This window comes from Hymenobacter taeanensis (genome assembly GCF_013137895.1).
GTDB lineage: Bacteria > Bacteroidota > Bacteroidia > Cytophagales > Hymenobacteraceae > Hymenobacter > Hymenobacter taeanensis.
Genome location: NZ_CP053538.1, coordinates 1,799,058 through 1,815,631 on the forward strand (window position 1 = coordinate 1,799,058; position 16,574 = coordinate 1,815,631).

General features: G+C 55.4%; 13 protein-coding genes. 9 read left to right on the forward strand and 4 right to left on the reverse strand.

The window, feature by feature from the left end; genetic code table 11:
- Positions 1 to 3: 3 nt before the first annotated feature.
- From lptC to recJ, 5 genes are all read left to right on the forward strand, one after another.
- Positions 4 to 597 (forward strand): LPS export ABC transporter periplasmic protein LptC, encoded by a 594-nt coding sequence (lptC, locus tag HMJ29_RS07670; protein ID WP_171590932.1) that lies wholly within the window; start codon positions 4 to 6, stop codon positions 595 to 597.
- Between the two features lie 9 nt (positions 598 to 606).
- Positions 607 to 882: a hypothetical protein gene (locus HMJ29_RS07675; protein ID WP_171590933.1), complete on the forward strand. Its 276-nt coding sequence runs from the start codon at positions 607 to 609 to the stop codon at positions 880 to 882.
- A gap of 252 nt (positions 883 to 1,134) precedes the next feature.
- Positions 1,135 to 3,264, forward strand: a complete 2,130-nt coding sequence (locus HMJ29_RS07680; protein WP_171590934.1) for a peptidylprolyl isomerase — start codon at positions 1,135 to 1,137, stop codon at positions 3,262 to 3,264.
- Positions 3,265 to 3,512: 248 nt separating this feature from the next.
- Entirely contained in the window at positions 3,513 to 5,333 is a 1,821-nt protein-coding gene (locus HMJ29_RS07685; protein ID WP_171590935.1) for a tetratricopeptide repeat protein, read from the forward strand.
- A 343-nt stretch (positions 5,334 to 5,676) separates the two neighbouring features.
- Positions 5,677 to 7,398 (forward strand): single-stranded-DNA-specific exonuclease RecJ, encoded by a 1,722-nt coding sequence (gene recJ / locus HMJ29_RS07690; protein WP_171590936.1) that lies wholly within the window; start codon positions 5,677 to 5,679, stop codon positions 7,396 to 7,398.
- An 18-nt stretch (positions 7,399 to 7,416) separates the two neighbouring features.
- On the opposite strand, the gene HMJ29_RS07695 is transcribed toward recJ, so the two are convergent.
- The gene (locus HMJ29_RS07695; RefSeq protein WP_171590937.1) at positions 7,417 to 7,791 is read right to left on the reverse strand and encodes a DoxX family protein; all 375 of its coding nucleotides are present in this window, start codon (positions 7,789 to 7,791) and stop codon (positions 7,417 to 7,419) included.
- A gap of 172 nt (positions 7,792 to 7,963) precedes the next feature.
- Here HMJ29_RS07695 and HMJ29_RS07700 point away from each other — a divergent pair, with 172 nt between their 5' ends.
- The 4 genes from HMJ29_RS07700 to HMJ29_RS07715 all read left to right on the forward strand — a co-directional run bounded on the left by HMJ29_RS07700 (position 7,964) and on the right by HMJ29_RS07715 (position 12,916).
- On the forward strand, positions 7,964 to 9,802 hold the full coding sequence (locus HMJ29_RS07700; protein WP_171590938.1) for a M61 family metallopeptidase: 1,839 nt from the start codon (positions 7,964 to 7,966) through the stop codon (positions 9,800 to 9,802).
- Positions 9,803 to 9,929: 127 nt separating this feature from the next.
- Positions 9,930 to 10,661: an LPS export ABC transporter ATP-binding protein gene (gene lptB, locus HMJ29_RS07705; protein ID WP_171590939.1), complete on the forward strand. Its 732-nt coding sequence runs from the start codon at positions 9,930 to 9,932 to the stop codon at positions 10,659 to 10,661.
- Positions 10,662 to 10,858: 197 nt separating this feature from the next.
- Complete coding sequence (locus tag HMJ29_RS07710) at positions 10,859 to 12,385, forward strand: GH3 auxin-responsive promoter family protein (RefSeq protein WP_171590940.1); 1,527 nt, start codon at positions 10,859 to 10,861, stop codon at positions 12,383 to 12,385.
- A gap of 114 nt (positions 12,386 to 12,499) precedes the next feature.
- Positions 12,500 to 12,916, forward strand: coding sequence for a toxin-antitoxin system YwqK family antitoxin (locus tag HMJ29_RS07715; protein WP_171590941.1), 417 nt, complete (start codon positions 12,500 to 12,502; stop codon positions 12,914 to 12,916).
- Positions 12,917 to 13,324: 408 nt separating this feature from the next.
- On the opposite strand, the gene HMJ29_RS07720 is transcribed toward HMJ29_RS07715, so the two are convergent.
- The 3 genes from HMJ29_RS07720 to gltX form a co-directional block, all read right to left on the reverse strand.
- Positions 13,325 to 14,107, reverse strand: coding sequence for a TIGR00266 family protein (locus HMJ29_RS07720; RefSeq protein WP_171590942.1), 783 nt, complete (start codon positions 14,105 to 14,107; stop codon positions 13,325 to 13,327).
- Between the two features lie 196 nt (positions 14,108 to 14,303).
- Positions 14,304 to 14,678, reverse strand: coding sequence for a hypothetical protein (locus tag HMJ29_RS20325; protein ID WP_216634100.1), 375 nt, complete (start codon positions 14,676 to 14,678; stop codon positions 14,304 to 14,306).
- A gap of 202 nt (positions 14,679 to 14,880) precedes the next feature.
- Complete coding sequence (gene gltX, locus HMJ29_RS07730) at positions 14,881 to 16,422, reverse strand: glutamate--tRNA ligase (RefSeq protein WP_171590943.1); 1,542 nt, start codon at positions 16,420 to 16,422, stop codon at positions 14,881 to 14,883.
- Between the last annotated feature and the right edge of the window lie 152 nt (positions 16,423 to 16,574).

Here is a 16,574-nt window from a genome sequence, read left to right on the forward strand (position 1 = left end):
GGTATGAAACGGCTGGGAAAACAACTACTGGCCTACAGTCTGGTAGTTGGCGGACTGATGAGCTGTCAGAAGCAGGAGGAGGAAATTCAGAAGAAAAAGGTCAAGTATGAAGGGCCCATGTTGGAAACAACCAACGTGCTCACCCTCATGAGCGACTCAGCCCAACTGCGCCTGCGGCTGAAGGCCCCGCTGGAGCAGATTTTTGAGAATGGCGACCAGGTGTATCCTAAAGGGGTAAACCTCACTTTTCTCGCTAAGGATGGCAGCACAGTAGTAAACACCATCAAGGGCAACTACGGCAAGCTGGATAAAACCAAAAACCTCTACATCGTGCGGGGTGATGTGCAGGTCACCAACGTAGAGAAGCAGCAGCGGATGAACACCGAAGAAGCGTTCTACGACAAAAACAGAGCACTGATTTACACGGAGAAAGAAACGGAAGTGCGCGTTACGACGCCCACAGAAAGGCTTACTGGCCGCGGCCTGACTGCCAACCAGGATTTTTCACGCTACACTATCATGACTCCTACGGGGGTATTTGCCGTTGACCCTACCGCAACTGCCCCGGCTACCAAAGCCCCTGAATCAAACCGTTAACTCTGCTGCATGAAACGTTTCTGGGACCCCGGCATTGAGCGTACGCTACTGTTTACGGTGGCCATCTTTACCTTCGTAATAGCCACCTACCAAACACTGGTAGAAGGGAAGATGGATGGGCTGTATCACAACTACTGGCTCTACATGATTTCCTTCGGGGCCATTATTTACTACCGCTACCTTAAGCAACGGCACAAAGAGGCAGTAGCCGAAGCCGAAGCCGAAGCCGCCGCTAAAGCAGCAGCAAAGGCTGAGGCAAAGTCAAAAAAGAAAAATAAAAAATAGCGGGGGTGGCACCCGGCTGCCTTTAACCAACAAACGACCTCATTGCGTTGGAGCCTCTGCTAACCAGCGAAATGAGGTCGTTTGATTTGCCTGAACCGGCAATTATTTCCAGATTCTTCTTGTCTGCTTCTCAGTGGCTTCCGTTTCGGGGCTTCGCCAGGCCACTCGTTCGGAGCTCAGCTTTGAATGTCCGCGGTATTCTGGTTATTTTGCACCTCAATCACCTTTCTACCTGTGCTTTTTTTCAAGTAAATGGCATTAATTAACACGATTCGCGAAAAATCGGGCTGGGCAGTCGGGGCCATTATCATTGGCCTACTGCTCTTCATGCTGGGGGGAGACTTCCTTTATGGTCGCAACAGTCTTTTTGGTGGCAATGACCGCGTAGTAGGCGAAGTAGCCGGTGAGAAGGTGGAGTACGAAGACTTCAATGCTGCCTTGGAGCAGGCCAAGCAGGGGTTCATTGCCCAGCAAGGCCGCCAGCCCGACGAAAATGCCATGGGCTACCTGCGGGACCAGGCTTGGAACCAGATCCTGTACCGGATTGCCTTTCAGAAAGAGTTTGATAAGCTAGGCCTGAAGGTTTCAGATGAGGAACTCACCGATATGGTGCAGGGCGAAAATCCTCACCCCAGCATTCGTCAGGCTTTCACCGATCCGCAGACTGGTCAGTTTGATCGGATGAAGGTTATCGAGTACCTGCGCAACCTCGACAAGATGCCCCCCCAGAACCAGGATGCCTTCCGCTCGTTTGAAGCCAACCTGAGCCCCGAGCGTCTGGCTATCAAGTATAATAACCTGATCAAGCAGAGCACCTACGTAACCTCCGCCGAAGCCAAGCGCTTTGATGAGGCTCAGAACACTAAGGCTAGCCTGCGTTACCTGCTGGTGCCGTACTTCACCGTTTCGGACTCGAGCGTGAAAGTGACTGATGAGCAAATTCAGGCCTACATCGACAAAAACAAAGGCCGCTACAAAGTGGAGGATGGCCGCGACATTGAGTACGTAACCATTCCCGTTTCCGCTTCAGTAGAGGACAGCGCCGCCGTACGCAAAAACATCGATGAGCTGGCTACCCAGTTCACTACGGCTCCTAATGACTCGCTATTCGTTAAGCTGAACTCTGACCAGCCCTTCAATGGTGCTTACCTCTCACCGGCCGATATGCCCGAGAAGCTGCGCAACCAGCTGCCTCTGCAGGTAGGTAAAGTATATGGCCCCTTCGCTGAGAATGGCACCTATTCGCTGTTCAAGGTTATGAATCAAAAAGCAGGGGCGCAGGCCGCTGCCCGCGCCAGCCACATCCTCATCAAGCCCGAGGGTACTACGCCCGAGGCTGATGCTGCTGCCAAAGCCAAAGCCACCGATATTCTGAACAAAATCAAAGGAGGTGCTGACTTTGCCGCCATGGCTCGCCAGTACGGTACCGATGGCACCACCGCTACCGGCGGCGACCTGGGCTGGTTCCAGGAAGGCCGCATGGTGCCTGAGTTTGAGAAGGCCGTATTTGGCGCTACTTCAACGGGCCTGCTGCCCGCTCCGGTAAAGACCTCGTTCGGCTACCACATCATCAAGATCACGGCTCCTAAAACCACGCAGACCTACCAAGTGGCTGCCGTGCAGAAGTCCATTCAGCCCACCGACGCTACACGTGACGCCGCTTACCAGAAGGCGCAGCAGCTGAAAGGGGAAGCGGCCGATATCAAGTCGTTCCGTGATGCAGTTGCCAAAGACAAGAGCGTGCAGAAAGTTGAGGCCAAAGGCATCGGCCGCGGCGACCAGTCAGTGAACAACCTACAGGGTGCTCGTCAGCTGGTACGTTGGGCCTACGGTGTGAACCCCGAGGGTGGCGCTGAAACCAAAATCGGCGACGTATCGGAGGTGTTCGAAATCGGTGACCAGTACGTAATTGCCGTATTAACCGGTGAGCGTAACAAAGGCACCGCCGACGTTGCCAGCGTAAAACCTGAAGTATCGGCGCTAGTGCGCAACGACCTCAAGGCCGAGCAGATCATTAAGAAGCTGAATGCTTCGAAGGGCACACTGGAGCAAATTGCTCAGGCCTACGGCAGCAATGCCCAGGTAAAAACCGCCGATAACGTAACGCTGGGAACGGGTCTATTGCCCGGCCTCGGCAACGAGCCCCTGGCAGTAGGTAAAGCCTTCGGCCTGAAGCCCGGCCAGAAATCGGCTCCTTTCCAGGGCGAGCAGGGGGTACTCATTGTAGAGCCCGTGAGCGTGCAGAAGCCAACCACCAATACCGATGTGAAAGCAGTTCGTCAGCAGCTGACGGCTCAGCGCACCGCTCGGGCAGATGGCTTGATCTATGAGGCTGTGAAGGCTCACGCCAACGTGAAAGACAACCGCACCAAATTCTTCTAGGCCACTCTTTAAGTCAAGCCTGGATAAGCAAAAGGGCCGCACCAGAAGGTGCGGCTCTTTTTTTATGCGTGGGGTACCATGCCTGTGCGCCTGATGCAGCTATTGATTGGCCTGGCCCGTTGTTGTGGATCAGAGGCCGGGCTGAACCAGCCAGGGGGAGGAGGTTTTGTAACCAAGCCCCATAGATTTCCTGCGTATCTTGAAATGAATCTGGGCTGCGGCCCGTTGCTGCTGAATATCTTCTTTGTATGCGCTGCCTTCGTCCTGTTCTGCTTTCCGTTGTTCTCTTAACCGCCGCCGCTCCGTTGCACGCTCAGCAGGAGCCGGAGGGAAGTGCCATTAGCCTGGCCCGCGAGTATGTGCGCAAAGGGGAAAATGAGAAAGCGGTATACCTGTTCGGGCGGCTACGCAACGATGAGCAGACGGCCGCTAACGTGCTGCCCGACTACCTGTCCTCGCTGCAGGCATTGAAGCGCTATAAGGATGCCGAGAAGCTAATTAAGCGCGCCCAGCGCCAGCGCCCCGACGACCCGTTGCTGGGCGTGGCGCTGGGCCTGGGATATATGAAAGCCGGGGATGAAGCCGCCAGCCAGAAGCAGTTTGAGCGGGTGGTAGGCCAGTTGACTACCGCGCAGGTAGTGCCAGTGGCGGCGGAGTTTCAGCGAGCCAGTCAGCCGGAGTGGGCAGTGCGCGCCTACCTGCGCGGCCGCGAGCTAGCTAACAACGAAACGGAATATGCCCCCCAGCTCATTCAGCTTTACACCCAAGCCGGCCAGCAGAGCAAGGTTATGGTGGAAACCCTGCGCCTAGTGCAGGATGATGAGCGGCAGTTGCCCTTCGTGCGCAACATGCTCCAGAACAGTATTCAGGATGACAAAGACTTTGCGGCCCTGGAAAAGGAGTTGCTAGGCCTAGTGCAGAAAAACCCCGACCGTACCGTGTACAGCGAGTTGCTGCTGTGGCTGCAGGTGCAGCGCCACGACTTCACAGGGGCTCTGGTACAAGCCAAAGCCTTGGACCGCCGCAGCCACACCGATGGCCAGCGTGTGCTGGACGTGGCCGAAATTGCCCGCCGCAACAAAGACTACGAAAGCGCTATTCAGGGCTACGAGTATGTGGTGCAGGAGTATAAGGCGCCGCCGTGGTATGCTATTGCCCGCCAGCGCCTCGTGCAAACCCGGGAAGAGCAGGTTCGCAACACGTACCCCATTAATCAGGCCCAGCTGCAGAGCCTGCTGCAAGAGTACCAGCAGGTACTCACCGACCTGGGCCGCACTCCCGAAACGGCCCCTGTGCTGCGCAGTATGGCCTCCTTACTGGCCTTTCAACTAGATCAGAAACCGAAGGCAATCGAGCTTCTTAACGAGGTGATTAACATGCCCCGGGCCAGTCTGGATGTGGTAGATCAGGCCAAAATAGACCTAGCCGATATCTTCCTGCTGCAGGGAGAGCCCTGGGAGGCTACGCTGCTCTACTCGCAGGTAGAGAAGTCGCACAAGGATACGCCGCTGGGCTATGATGCCAAGTTGCGCAATGCTCGCCTAAGCTACTTTGCCGGAGACTTTAAGCTGGCTCAAAGCCATCTTGATATTCTAAAGCAGGCCACCAGTCGCGAAATTGCCAATGATGCTATGCAGCTCAGCCTGCTCATTACGGATAATACGGCTATGGACACCGCCGGCGTGGCTCTGCGTGACTATGCTTCTGTAGAGCAGCTGGTATTTCAGAACAAGATTCCGGAGGCCCTCCGTGGTCTTGATGCGCTGCTGCAGAAGTATCCAGGTCACGCACTGCAGGATGAATCGTGGTATCTGAAGGCCCAGCTGCAGCGCCGCACCGGCGACTATCCTGGCGCCCTGGCTACCCTGGAGAAGATTACCGCCAACCCTAAGAATGATGTGCTCAGCGATGACGCTCTGTTCTTGGCGGCTAGTATTCTGGAGGATAATGTGCAGGACCGGGAGAAGGCCCAGCAGCTCTACAACCAGGTGTTGGTGAAATTCCCCGGCAGCATCTATGTGGCTGAGGCCCGCAAGCGCTTCCGTAAGCTGCGCGGCGACGCCCTCTAGGCCACTTCATCCCTGCTTATTGCAAATGAGGCGAGGGTTCTGGGTTAGCAGCTAGGTCACTGCCCAGATTTACCGCGTTGCTCGCACTGACAAAAGCGGCTTACGAAAAGAACAGGAACATCAGGCCTAAAATCACGAAGAACGCCAGATACATCAGCCCGTCAGTGAGGATATACTGGCGGTATTGCTGAAAGAATTCGTGGAGTTTCTTCATGATGAGATAGAGGCAATTAGCAGCGGCGAAATTACGGAAACTAGATTTCGCAGAGAGAAATAGGCGCGGCAGGCGCCGTTTTTCTTTGTACTTTTGAAGATACAGCCCTCAGTTGGCTCTCGGCAGAATATGGAAAAAAGATGGATTCGCAAGCCCGCGCCCGACCCCGATAAAGTCCGGCACCTGGCCGACGCTCTCCGCGTCAACGAGGCTATCATTTCCCTGCTGTGTCAGCGTAAGGTGTGTACGTTTGAGGAGGCCCGCGCTTACTTCCGCCCGTCTCTCGACTCCCTGCCCGACCCCCTACTGATGCGCGACATGGACCGCGCCGTTGACCGCCTTGTGCGGGCCCTGCATATGGGGGAGAAGGTGCTGGTTTTTGGCGACTACGACGTAGATGGTACCACCTCAGTAGCACTAGTATACAGCTACCTGCGCTCCTTCTTCGGGCCAGAGCGTATTGACTACTACATTCCTGACCGTTACAAGGAAGGGTATGGCGTATCAGATGCCGGTATTGATTTTGCCGCCGACCATGACTACGAACTGATTATTGCCCTCGATTGCGGCGTGAAAGCCGTGGAGAAGGTGGCCTACGCCAACCAGCGGGGTGTTGATTTTATCATCTGCGACCACCACTTACCTGGCACTGAGCTGCCCGCTGCCGTAGCCGTGCTGGACCCCAAGCGTGCCGACTGCCCGTATCCGTTCAAAGAGCTATCGGGGTGCGGCGTGGGTTTCAAGCTGATGCAGGCGTTCACCCAAAACCAAGGGTTCCCGGAAGAGCCGCTGCATGAGCTGCTAGACTTGGTAGCGGTAAGTATTGCCGCCGACATTGTGCCCATTGTGGGGGAGAATCGTACCCTGGCCTACCACGGCCTGCGCCTGCTCAATGACCGCCTACACCCTCAGCGGGCCGGGCTGGACGCCTTGCGGGAGTTGGCTGGTATTCAGAACGCTGAGCTCAACATCAGCAGCTTGGTATTCGGCTTTTCGCCGCGCATTAATGCTGCCGGTCGCATGGGCGACGCCAAGCGCTCGGTGGCCATGCTGCTGGCTGAGAGCACCGAGGAAGCCAAGGAAAAAGCAGGCGTGGTAGACAAAACCAACCAAGAGCGCCGCGGCTTTGATACCAGCATCACCAAAGAGGCGCTGGAGATGATTGAACAGGATGCCATGCTGCGCACCGCCAGTACCACCGTGCTGTTTAAGCAGGACTGGCACAAGGGCGTGGTAGGTATTGTGGCCTCGCGCTGCCTGGATAAGTATTACCGCCCTACCATCATCCTGACGGAGAGCAACGGCAAAGCCACTGGCTCGGCCCGCTCAGTAATTGGCTTTGATGTGCACCAAGCCATTGAAGAGTGCTCTGAGCTGCTTGATCAGTTTGGAGGGCACATGTACGCCGCCGGCCTCACGCTGCCTGTAGAGAATGTGCCGGCCTTCCGCGAGAAGTTTGAGCGTATTGTGGCCGGCCGCATTCTGCCCGAGCAGATGATTCCGCCGGTAGAAATTGACCAGAAGATACAGCTCAGCGACATTACCCCCAGCTTCTTCAATTTGCTCCGGCAGATGGAGCCCTTCGGCCCCGGTAATTCCAACCCAGTATTTGAGTCGGAGAAGGTGTATGTGACGCCTGACTCAGCTCGTATTGTGGGTAACTCTCACCTCAAGCTCACGCTCACCCAGGATGGCCGTCACACCGTGGATGCCATTGGTTTTGGGCTGGGCGAGTACTTAGAGGAAATCCAGCGGGGCCAGCCATTTAGCGTGTGCTACACCGTGGAAATGAATGAGTACCGCGGCGTAAAAACGCTGCAGCTCAGGGTAAAAGACATTCGTTGGGAGTAGAGGCTGTTGCGGCCTAGCTCAACGGCGCAAGGTTGGCCGAGTACTCCACCACACCCACGCAAGCAGTACTAGCTGCAGTGGTAGCCGCACCCATAGGGCCCATACGGGCACCGCCATGCCCGCTCCTTGTGCCTGCAGCATGTAAACGTTGGCCGGAAATACAGCTATTAGCAGGGCAATAAGTCCGTAACCAGCTACCCGCCGCGTAGCGGGCAATAAGAGGCCTAGGCCACCGGCCAGTTCTGCCAGGCCGCTCACATACACGAGTAAGAGAGGGGCTGGCAAATAAGGAGGCACAATGCGTGCAAAAGGAGCGGGGTTAACAAAGTGCAGAACCCCCGCACCAATGAATAAGAAGGCTAATACGGCGCGACTGATTTTCCTGTAATTCATAGCGGTTACCTGATGAGTTGCGCCGGCTTTGAGTTGCCAGACAACAAGCTAGCATAAACTACCACACCCAAGAGCAGCGAAAGTCTGGAAAGCCCGCCAGGCCACTAGCCAGCCACAATGTGTACCTTGCACTAGGCGTTATAGCTCCTCATTCATTACCTACAACTACTTGATGAAAACGTTCTATCTGGCCTTGGGGCTAGGCTTGGCCGTGGCTAGTACGGCGCAGGCCCAGCAGCCAGCCGGTTATCAGATTTCTCTCGACCTTCAGAATATTCAGAACGACCGCGTGAAGGTGGTCGTGAATACGCCGCCGGTGAAAGAGGCGCAGGTTACCTACGTGATGCCTTCGGTGGTGCCCGGCTCGTACTCCAAGAAGGATTATGGCCGCTTTGTTACCAGCTTCAAGGCCTTCGATAGCAAGGGCAAGCAGCTCAAGGTGAAGAATAATGGCCCCAACCTCTTCGTCATCGATAACGCTAAGAACCTGGTGCGCCTGGAGTACTTGGTAGATGATACCTGGGACGCCAAGCAAGACGATTCCTTCATCTTCCAGCCCGGCGGCACTAACATTGATGCCGGCCGCAACGTGACCATTAACCACTATGGTTTTTATGGCTACCTGGAGGGCTACAAGATGCAGCCCTACCAGGTAAGCGTGCAAAAGCCCGCTGATTTCTACGGCGCTTCTGCCCTTGATGTGCGACACGAGTCGCCCACCAAGGACGTATTTACGGCTAACAGCTACGTGACCTTAGCCGACGGCCCGGTGCTCTACAACAAGCCCGATACGGCCAGCTTTAGCACGGGCGGTGCCCGCATTTCGGTGGCTGTGCTGTCAGAGGGTGGCCTAGTGAAGGCCGCGCAGGTGAGCGAAATGCTACGGCCCATGTCGGAGGCGCTGACCAAGTTTTTTGGCAAGATGCCGGTGCCGAAGTACCAGTTTCTGATGTATTTCCCCGGCCTCAACTCCCCGCTAAACAGCAAAAACGGTGGCTACGGGGCCATGGAGCACAGCTATTCCTCGCTCTACTTCTTGCCCGAGATTCCGGACCCGGACCGTATGCGGAGCATGGTGCTGGAAGTGGCCTCGCATGAGTTTCTGCACATGCTAGCTCCCCTCAACATCCACAGCAAGGAAATTGGAGAGTTTGACTTCCAGAACCCCAAAATGTCGCAGCACCTGTGGCTGTATGAGGGCGTGACGGAGTACGTGTCGCAGCTGGTACAGGTGCGCGGGGGCTTGATTACGCCCGACGAGTTCCGGGAGCGGATGAAGGACAAAATTGACAAGGCTCAGAAATTCCAGGATGTGTCGTTCACGGAAATGAGCCGCAAGATTCTGGAGACGCCCTACAAAGACATGTACAACAACGTGTATGAGAAGGGTGCCCTAATAGGCCTACTGCTGGATATCCGCATCCGGGAGCTTAGCCAGGGCCGCCAGACCCTGCGCGACGTACTGCTGGCCCTGCGCGAAAAATACGGCCCCGACCGTTCTTTTGAGGACAGCCAGCTTATTCCGGAGGTAGTAGCCCTCACCAACCCGCAGGTGCAGCAGTTCTTTGACCGCTACGTGATAGGCGCCGAACCGCTGCCGCTCACGGAGTATCTTGGTAAAATTGGCTGGGTATACGCCCCCGTAGGCCAGGCCAAGGTGAAAGCCTTCGGCAACATTGGCTTCGGGTACGATCAGGAAAAAGACCAGTTCCGGGCCATGAAGACCAAGGCCGACGAAAATGCCTTTGGCCTGAAAGAAGGTGACGTAATAGTAGCCGTAAACGGGCAGGCCGTAAACATGCAAACCGCCGAGAAGCTGCTGCGCCCCTTGGTGGAGCCTAAAACGGCTGAGCCAGTGCGAGTGAAATTTCGCAGTGGCGCCAGCGGCCCTGAGCAAGAGCGACAGGCCACTCCGCGCGAGTTTGATGTGGAGGTGAAAAACATAGTAGAAGCCGTTCCAACCCCCACACCCACCCAGCAAGCCCTGCAGGACGGGTTATTGAAAGGGTAATGAAGTAAGGCAGTGATGAAGTGATAAGGTGAGAAGTGGTACAGGCGTCGCTTTTTACCCCCCTCGTCTAGTTACTACGTCACCTCTTCGCTACTCACCTCATCACCTCATTTATCTTTGCGCTACGATGATTTTACGAGCCGAACACCTGGTTAAGAAATACAAGTCGCGCACAGTGGTGAACGATATGTCGCTGCACGTAGAGCAGGGCGAAATCGTAGGCCTATTGGGGCCCAACGGGGCCGGTAAAACCACATCGTTCTACATGACGGTGGGTATGGTGAAGCCCAACGAGGGCCGGATTTTTCTTGATGACCAGGAAATTACCCATCTGCCCATCTATAAGCGGGCTCGTTTAGGCATTGGCTACCTGGCTCAGGAGGCCAGCGTGTTTCGTGACCTAAGCGTAGAGGAAAACATCCTCTCAGTGCTGGAAATGACAGACCTCTCAAAGCAGGCCCAGCGCGATAAAACCGAAGAGCTGCTCAACGAGTTTAGCCTGACCCACGTGCGCAAAAACCTGGGCCGGGTGCTCTCAGGAGGTGAGCGGCGGCGCACTGAAATTGCCCGTGCCCTGGCCGTAGACCCCAAATTTGTGCTCTTAGATGAACCCTTTGCTGGCGTTGACCCCATTGCCGTGGAGGAAATCCAGGGCATTGTGGCCAAGCTCAAGCACAAGAACATCGGTATCCTTATCACCGACCACAACGTGAACGAGACGCTTAGCATCGTAGACCGGGCGTACCTGCTCTTCGAGGGCAAACTTCTAAAAGCAGGCACGGCCGAGGAGCTGGCCGCCGATGAGATGGTACGCCGAGTATATCTGGGCAAACATTTTGAGCTGAAGCGCAAGATTTAGGGTTGCTTATAGGCCTAGAACGATTGTTCCGGACGAAACGAGCAAGTGGAGCCACTCACTAGTAGTCACCCACATGGCTTGTTCCGCCCGGAACGTCTGTTCTAGGCCTATGGCATTTATAGTAACTTTCTGCCCCTACCTGCGGTAGAGAACCCTACTCTCGCCCTCCTTCCTATGTCCTACCTATTCCCGCCGCTGTGATTAGTACCGTTCTTACGTGGGCCGTGCAGCGCCGCCTGGATGATATTGAACACTTCCGCCAGCACCCGCATGAGGTGCAGCAAGCCCTGCTGACAAGCCTGCTGCGCACCGCCCGCGACACAGAGTGGGGCCAGCGGTATGGCTACGCAGAGGCACCTTCGGTGCGGGAGTTTGCCCAGCGCGTGCCCGTTAGCAGCTACGAAGACTTGTATCCGCACCTGGAGCGTGTACTGCAGGGAGAAGCGGATGTATTGTGGCCTGGCACAGTGCAGTGGTTTGCCAAGAGTAGCGGCACCACAAATGCCCGCAGCAAGTACATTCCCGTCACGCGCGAGTCGTTGCAGGATGGGCATTACCGCGCCGGTCGGGATATGTCGGCGGTGGCTACATCATTGTACCCGGGGGTAGATATTTTCGGGGGCAAAACCCTCTCTCTCGGCGGTACGCATCAGCCCAACCCCTTCCGAGCACAAGGCTCTGGCTCCCGGATAGGCGACGTCTCGGCACTTATCATGCAGAACCTGCCCGCCTGGGCTGAGTTTGTGCGCACCCCACCTTTGGAGTTGGCTCTGCTTGACGAGTGGGAAGAGAAGATTGAGCGCATTGCCCAGCACGTGCGCCATGTAGATGTGCGTACGCTGGCCGGCGTACCCACCTGGATGATTGTGCTGATCAGAAGGGTAGTAGAGCTGGCCGGCGCGCAGAACATACGCGAAGTGTGGCCCAACCTGGGCCTCTTCCTGCACGGCGCCGTTGCCTTCGGGCCGTATCGTGAGCTGTTCCGGCAGATGATTCCGGGAGAGCAAATGCACTACCTTGAAATCTATAATGCTTCTGAAGGCTACCTAGCGTTCCAGGATGAGCCTAACTCCGAGGACATGCTCCTGCTGCTTAACCACGGGATTTATTACGAGTTTCTGCCCGCCGATCAGTGGAATGAGCCCGAGCCGCAAGCCATAGGCCTAGAAGACGTAGAGCTTGGCCGCAGCTACGCCGTCATCATCAGCACCAACGCGGGCCTGTGGCGCTACAAAATCGGCGACACGGTACGCTTCACCAGTCTGGCGCCCTACCGCATCCGGATTTCGGGCCGAACGAAGCACTTCTTAAACGCCTTCGGGGAAGAGGTTGTGGTAGAAAATGCCGAAGCCGCCGTTGCTGCTGCCTGCCAGGCCACGGGCGCTACCATCCGCGACTTTACGGCGGCGCCCATCTATTTCGCAGCTGATAATGGTACTTCCCGCGGCGGCCACCAGTGGGTGCTGGAGTTTGTGCAAGCTCCCACCGATGCTACCCATTTCGCCGAAATTCTGGATCAAACCCTTCGCCAGCTCAACTCCGACTACGATGCCAAACGGCACCGCGATATTGCCCTCACGCCCCCATACCTGACTATTGCCCCAGCCGGTACGTTTGAGCGGTGGCTGGCCCACAAAGGAAAGCTTGGGGGGCAGCACAAAGTACCACGCCTCAGTAACTCACGAGAGTTCATGGAGGAGATTCTGTTAGAACTAAATAATTAGTTATACCTTCCGCTATCATCAATATGACTCAATTGTATGATGCTACTGGAAGAATTACCCCGTAAGCTTTACTCAACGGTTTGTCACAGCAGGGGCAGGGGGGTGCTGCTTGTCTTGAGTGATCTTCTTACTTCGTGCGCCTCTTGGCCGCTGAGCCACGCCCACAACCACCATGATGCTAAAGGGCAACGCCATGGGCGTTGGCAAGAATACTTTGATGTCGCCGAGAAGCAGTTAGCTAACCAAGGGCGTTACCGGCATGGGCGGCCCGTAGGCCTCTGGCGTTACTACAATCCAGCTCAGCAGCTTGAACGCAAAGAGCGTTTTTTGCGTGTGCCTCCCCAGCAACTGGCTATAACCTATTATTACGCTACTGGGCAAATCGCTCGGGAGGGTAAGGCAAAGTATGTACTCCGGCCCGATGGGGCCCAGTTCTACTGGTTTGGGGAGTGGAAACGGTACTCTGAGTCAGGCCATCTTCAGGCTTCTGAGTACTATGTAAAAGGCCAGTTACAAGGCAAAATGCGCTAATACGGAGGCCTCTTAAATTGGCGCGTTTTAAAGCGCACCAAAAAAATTAAATAGGATTTATTGCTAGATCAGGAAAATAATATATTAGTGAATTGTTTCCCATTCAATTCACGAGCGTGTCTACTGCAACAACTTCTACCCACACCTTGGCAGCTCGGCGTAGGCGCCGCCGCTCCCCCGAAACTCCCACACTCTTAAGCAACCGCACCATAATGGCCTTTCTGGGCCTTATGGGCCTGACGCTATTACTAAGCTTAGGTATAATTGCGGCTAACTTAGCTATGTAACCAAACAAGTGGGGTACTGCTCGCACCCCATAATTGTACTCGCCCTGCTTGAAGTTGTGCTTATGTAATGGTACATCTCCAAGCAGGGCGAGTTTTTATAGGAGCGGCTTTAACTAAGTCATTACTCGTCGAAGATGCCACCTACCACATTGCCTAGTATGCTGCCGCTTTCCTTGCGGCTGTTGCCTCCGTTGGGCGCCAAGGCCTGAATCAGCTTTTTCACCGGCATAGATTGGAGCCACACCCGACCCGTGCCACGAAGGGTTGCTAATAGCAGGCCCTCACCACCAAAGATCATTGACTTGAGCCCGCCTGCGCGGGCAATGCTAAAGTCAATACTCGGCTCAAAGGCAACAACGCAGCCCGTATCAACGCGCAGTAACTCGTTGTTCAGCTGCTTCTCGATAATGGTACCCCCGGCGTGAATAAAGGCTTTTCCGTCACCCGTCAGCTTTTGCAGAATGAAACCTTCCCCAGCAAATAGGCCTGTGCCCAGCTTCTGGTTGAAGTGAATGCTCATCTTGGTGCCCCGGGCAGCCGCCAGAAACCCATCCTTCTGCACAATTAGCCCTTGAGGCAGAGTCCGCAGATCTAACGGAATGATAGTGCCTGGATATGGCGCTGAGAAAGCTACCCGGCTTTTACCGAAACTACCACGGTGGGTGAAGTGTGTCATAAACAACGACTCCCCCGTAAGCAGGCGCGTACCCGCCGAAAATAGCTTGCCCATAAATCCCTGGTCAGGCTCAGAGCCATCGCCCATCTTGGTTTCGAAGGCAATGGCCTCGTCCATATATACCATGGCGCCGGCTTCAGCAATTACCGTTTCATTCGGGTCTAGCTCTACTTCCAGTACCTGAATGTCGTGGCCTAGAATTTTGTAGTCAACATCGTGGGATTGCATAACGAGAGGGAAGTGGTGAATAGACAACCCAAGTATAGTAAAACCCGCATTGATTCAACTCGCATGAGGTAGCCACGGAGAGCAAAAGCTGCAGGTAAAAACGCCTTGCGGCGTAAAGTGCCTTACCCAACTCACCGGAGAGAGTCAAACCAAGGTGCTCTACGCCGCAGGGCGCTACCAACAATATCAAAAGCTATTACTCGTCTTCTTCGCTTAGTTTCTCTAAGTCTTCGTCGGGCTCCGCATTAGCCTTAGGGCCCTTTTTTGTGGCTTCCTTGCTAGTACGAAGCATAAAGTCCTCATCAGACTCTTCCGGCTCTTGTACGCCTCCCTCTAACGCAAAATCATCATCTTCTTCGTCTTTCTCCCCAAATTGCCCATCACGGTTCACCAGCTTCTTGTCGCGCACATGGCGGTTCAGGAAGTGGTTTATGTCTTCGATGGAGTAGTTAGAGGTGATTTCACCCAGCGGGTTTACTTTGATTTCGAAGCCTTCTAGCTCTTTATGTACCCGGGCTTTCTTTTCCGGATCGTTCTTTTTCTTCTTCGAGTTAACGGGTTTTTTGGCCATAATACGGGCGGCTAAAGTCAGTTCAACAGCAAGCGACCCAGCAGATAACAGTCGCCTTAAAAGAACTAGTACGATGCGACCTTACCCGCGGTTGACGTAGTGGCCTAGAAGTCTGGTCCCAATGGCTCACATGTGCAAAAAAGCCCACTCAGCACATCTTGCTGGGTGGGCTTAAAGCTATTGGCTTCTTAGGCCAGTAAGGTTAAGCGGGCAGCTGGCTAACTGCTGCTTCAATACGCTCAGCCGTTTCCTGGGTGCCCAGAATGCTCATGATGTGCATGAGGTCGGGGCCGGCGGCAGCACCAGTTACGGCTACGCGCAACGCCTGCAATACCTGCCCAATCTTGATACCCTGGCGCTCTAGCACCTGCGTAAGCAGCGCTTTAATAGCATCAGGAGAGGCATCAGTAATAGCAGGCAGCTCCCGGGCAAACTCAGCCAGAGCGCCGGCTACCTGTGGGTTCCACTTCTTGCTGATTACCTGCTCATCATAAGCTGTAGGCCGCACAAAGAAGAGCTGGGCCTCCTTGGCCAGGTCGGCGGGGAAGGTAGCACGCTCTTTCACTAACGCCGCAATCTGTTCGGCTTTGTCGGCGGGCACCTCCAGGCCTTGGGCTTGTAGCGCTTCCAGCAGGTACTGGGCCAGCTCGCTGTCGGGCTTGGCACGCAGGTACTGCTCATTGTACCAGCGTACTTTGTTCTGGTCGAAGCGGGCCGGCGACTTGCTAACGCGCTCAATAGAGAAAGCTTCAATCAGCTCCTTCATGGTAAAGAGCTCCTGCTGAGTGCCGGGGTTCCAGCCCAGGAAGGCCAAGAAGTTGATGAAAGCATCGGGCAGGTAACCACTCTCGCGGTAGCCGCTGCTCACGGTAGGCTCACCGGTTTCGGCATCTTTACCGTGCCACTCCAGCGGGAACACAGGGAAGCCTAACCGGTCGCCGTCGCGCTTGCTGAGCTTACCAGTACCATCGGGCTTGAGCAGCAGGGGCAAGTGGGCAAACTGGGGCATAGTGCTTTCCCAGCCCAAGTAGCGATACAAGAGCACGTGCAGCGGCGCCGAGGGCAACCACTCCTCACCCCGAATCACGTGGGTAATTTCCATCAAGTGGTCGTCCACGATGTTAGCCAAGTGATACGTTGGCATACCATCTGACTTCATCAGCACTTTGTCGTCAATAGAAGAGGAGTGTACCACTACCCACCCGCGGATGAGGTCATTGAAACGCACTTCTTCTTTACGGGGCACCTTCAGACGGATCACGTACTGCTCCCCGCTTTCCAGTAGTTGCTTTACTTCCTCGGCTGGCAGCGTGAGGGAGTTGCGCATTTGGGCCCGCGTAATGCTGTTGTATTGTGGGTTGGGCACTTTGGCGGCCGTCAGGCGGGCACGCATGGCGTCCAACTCCTCGGGAGTATCAAAGGCATAGTAGGCGTGGCCGCTATCAATGAGCTGCTGCGCATACTGCATGTACATGGGTTTCCGCTCGCTTTGGCGGTAGGGGGCGTGGGGGCCGCCGTTCCAGGGGCTCTCATCAAGCTCAATACCGCACCACTCCAGGCTCTGCCGAATGTAGTCTTCGGCACCGGGTACAAAGCGGTTTTGGTCGGTATCCTCGATGCGCAGCAGCATTTTGCCGCCCAACTTACGGGCTAGCAGATAGTTATAGAGCGCAGTGCGCACGCCGCCAATGTGCAGCGGACCGGTGGGGCTGGGTGCAAAGCGTACCCGTACTTCTCTTTCCATACAAACAGCAGATTTGCGGCCGGTTCAAGTCCGAAACGCGCCGCAAAGGTAGGCAATTAGCAGGGGAGGGAGAAGGATATAATACAGTACTCCATAGCTAGCGTAAGTTCCCGCTACGCGTAAGCGGCTTGGTACCCCACCAGTGGCTTACT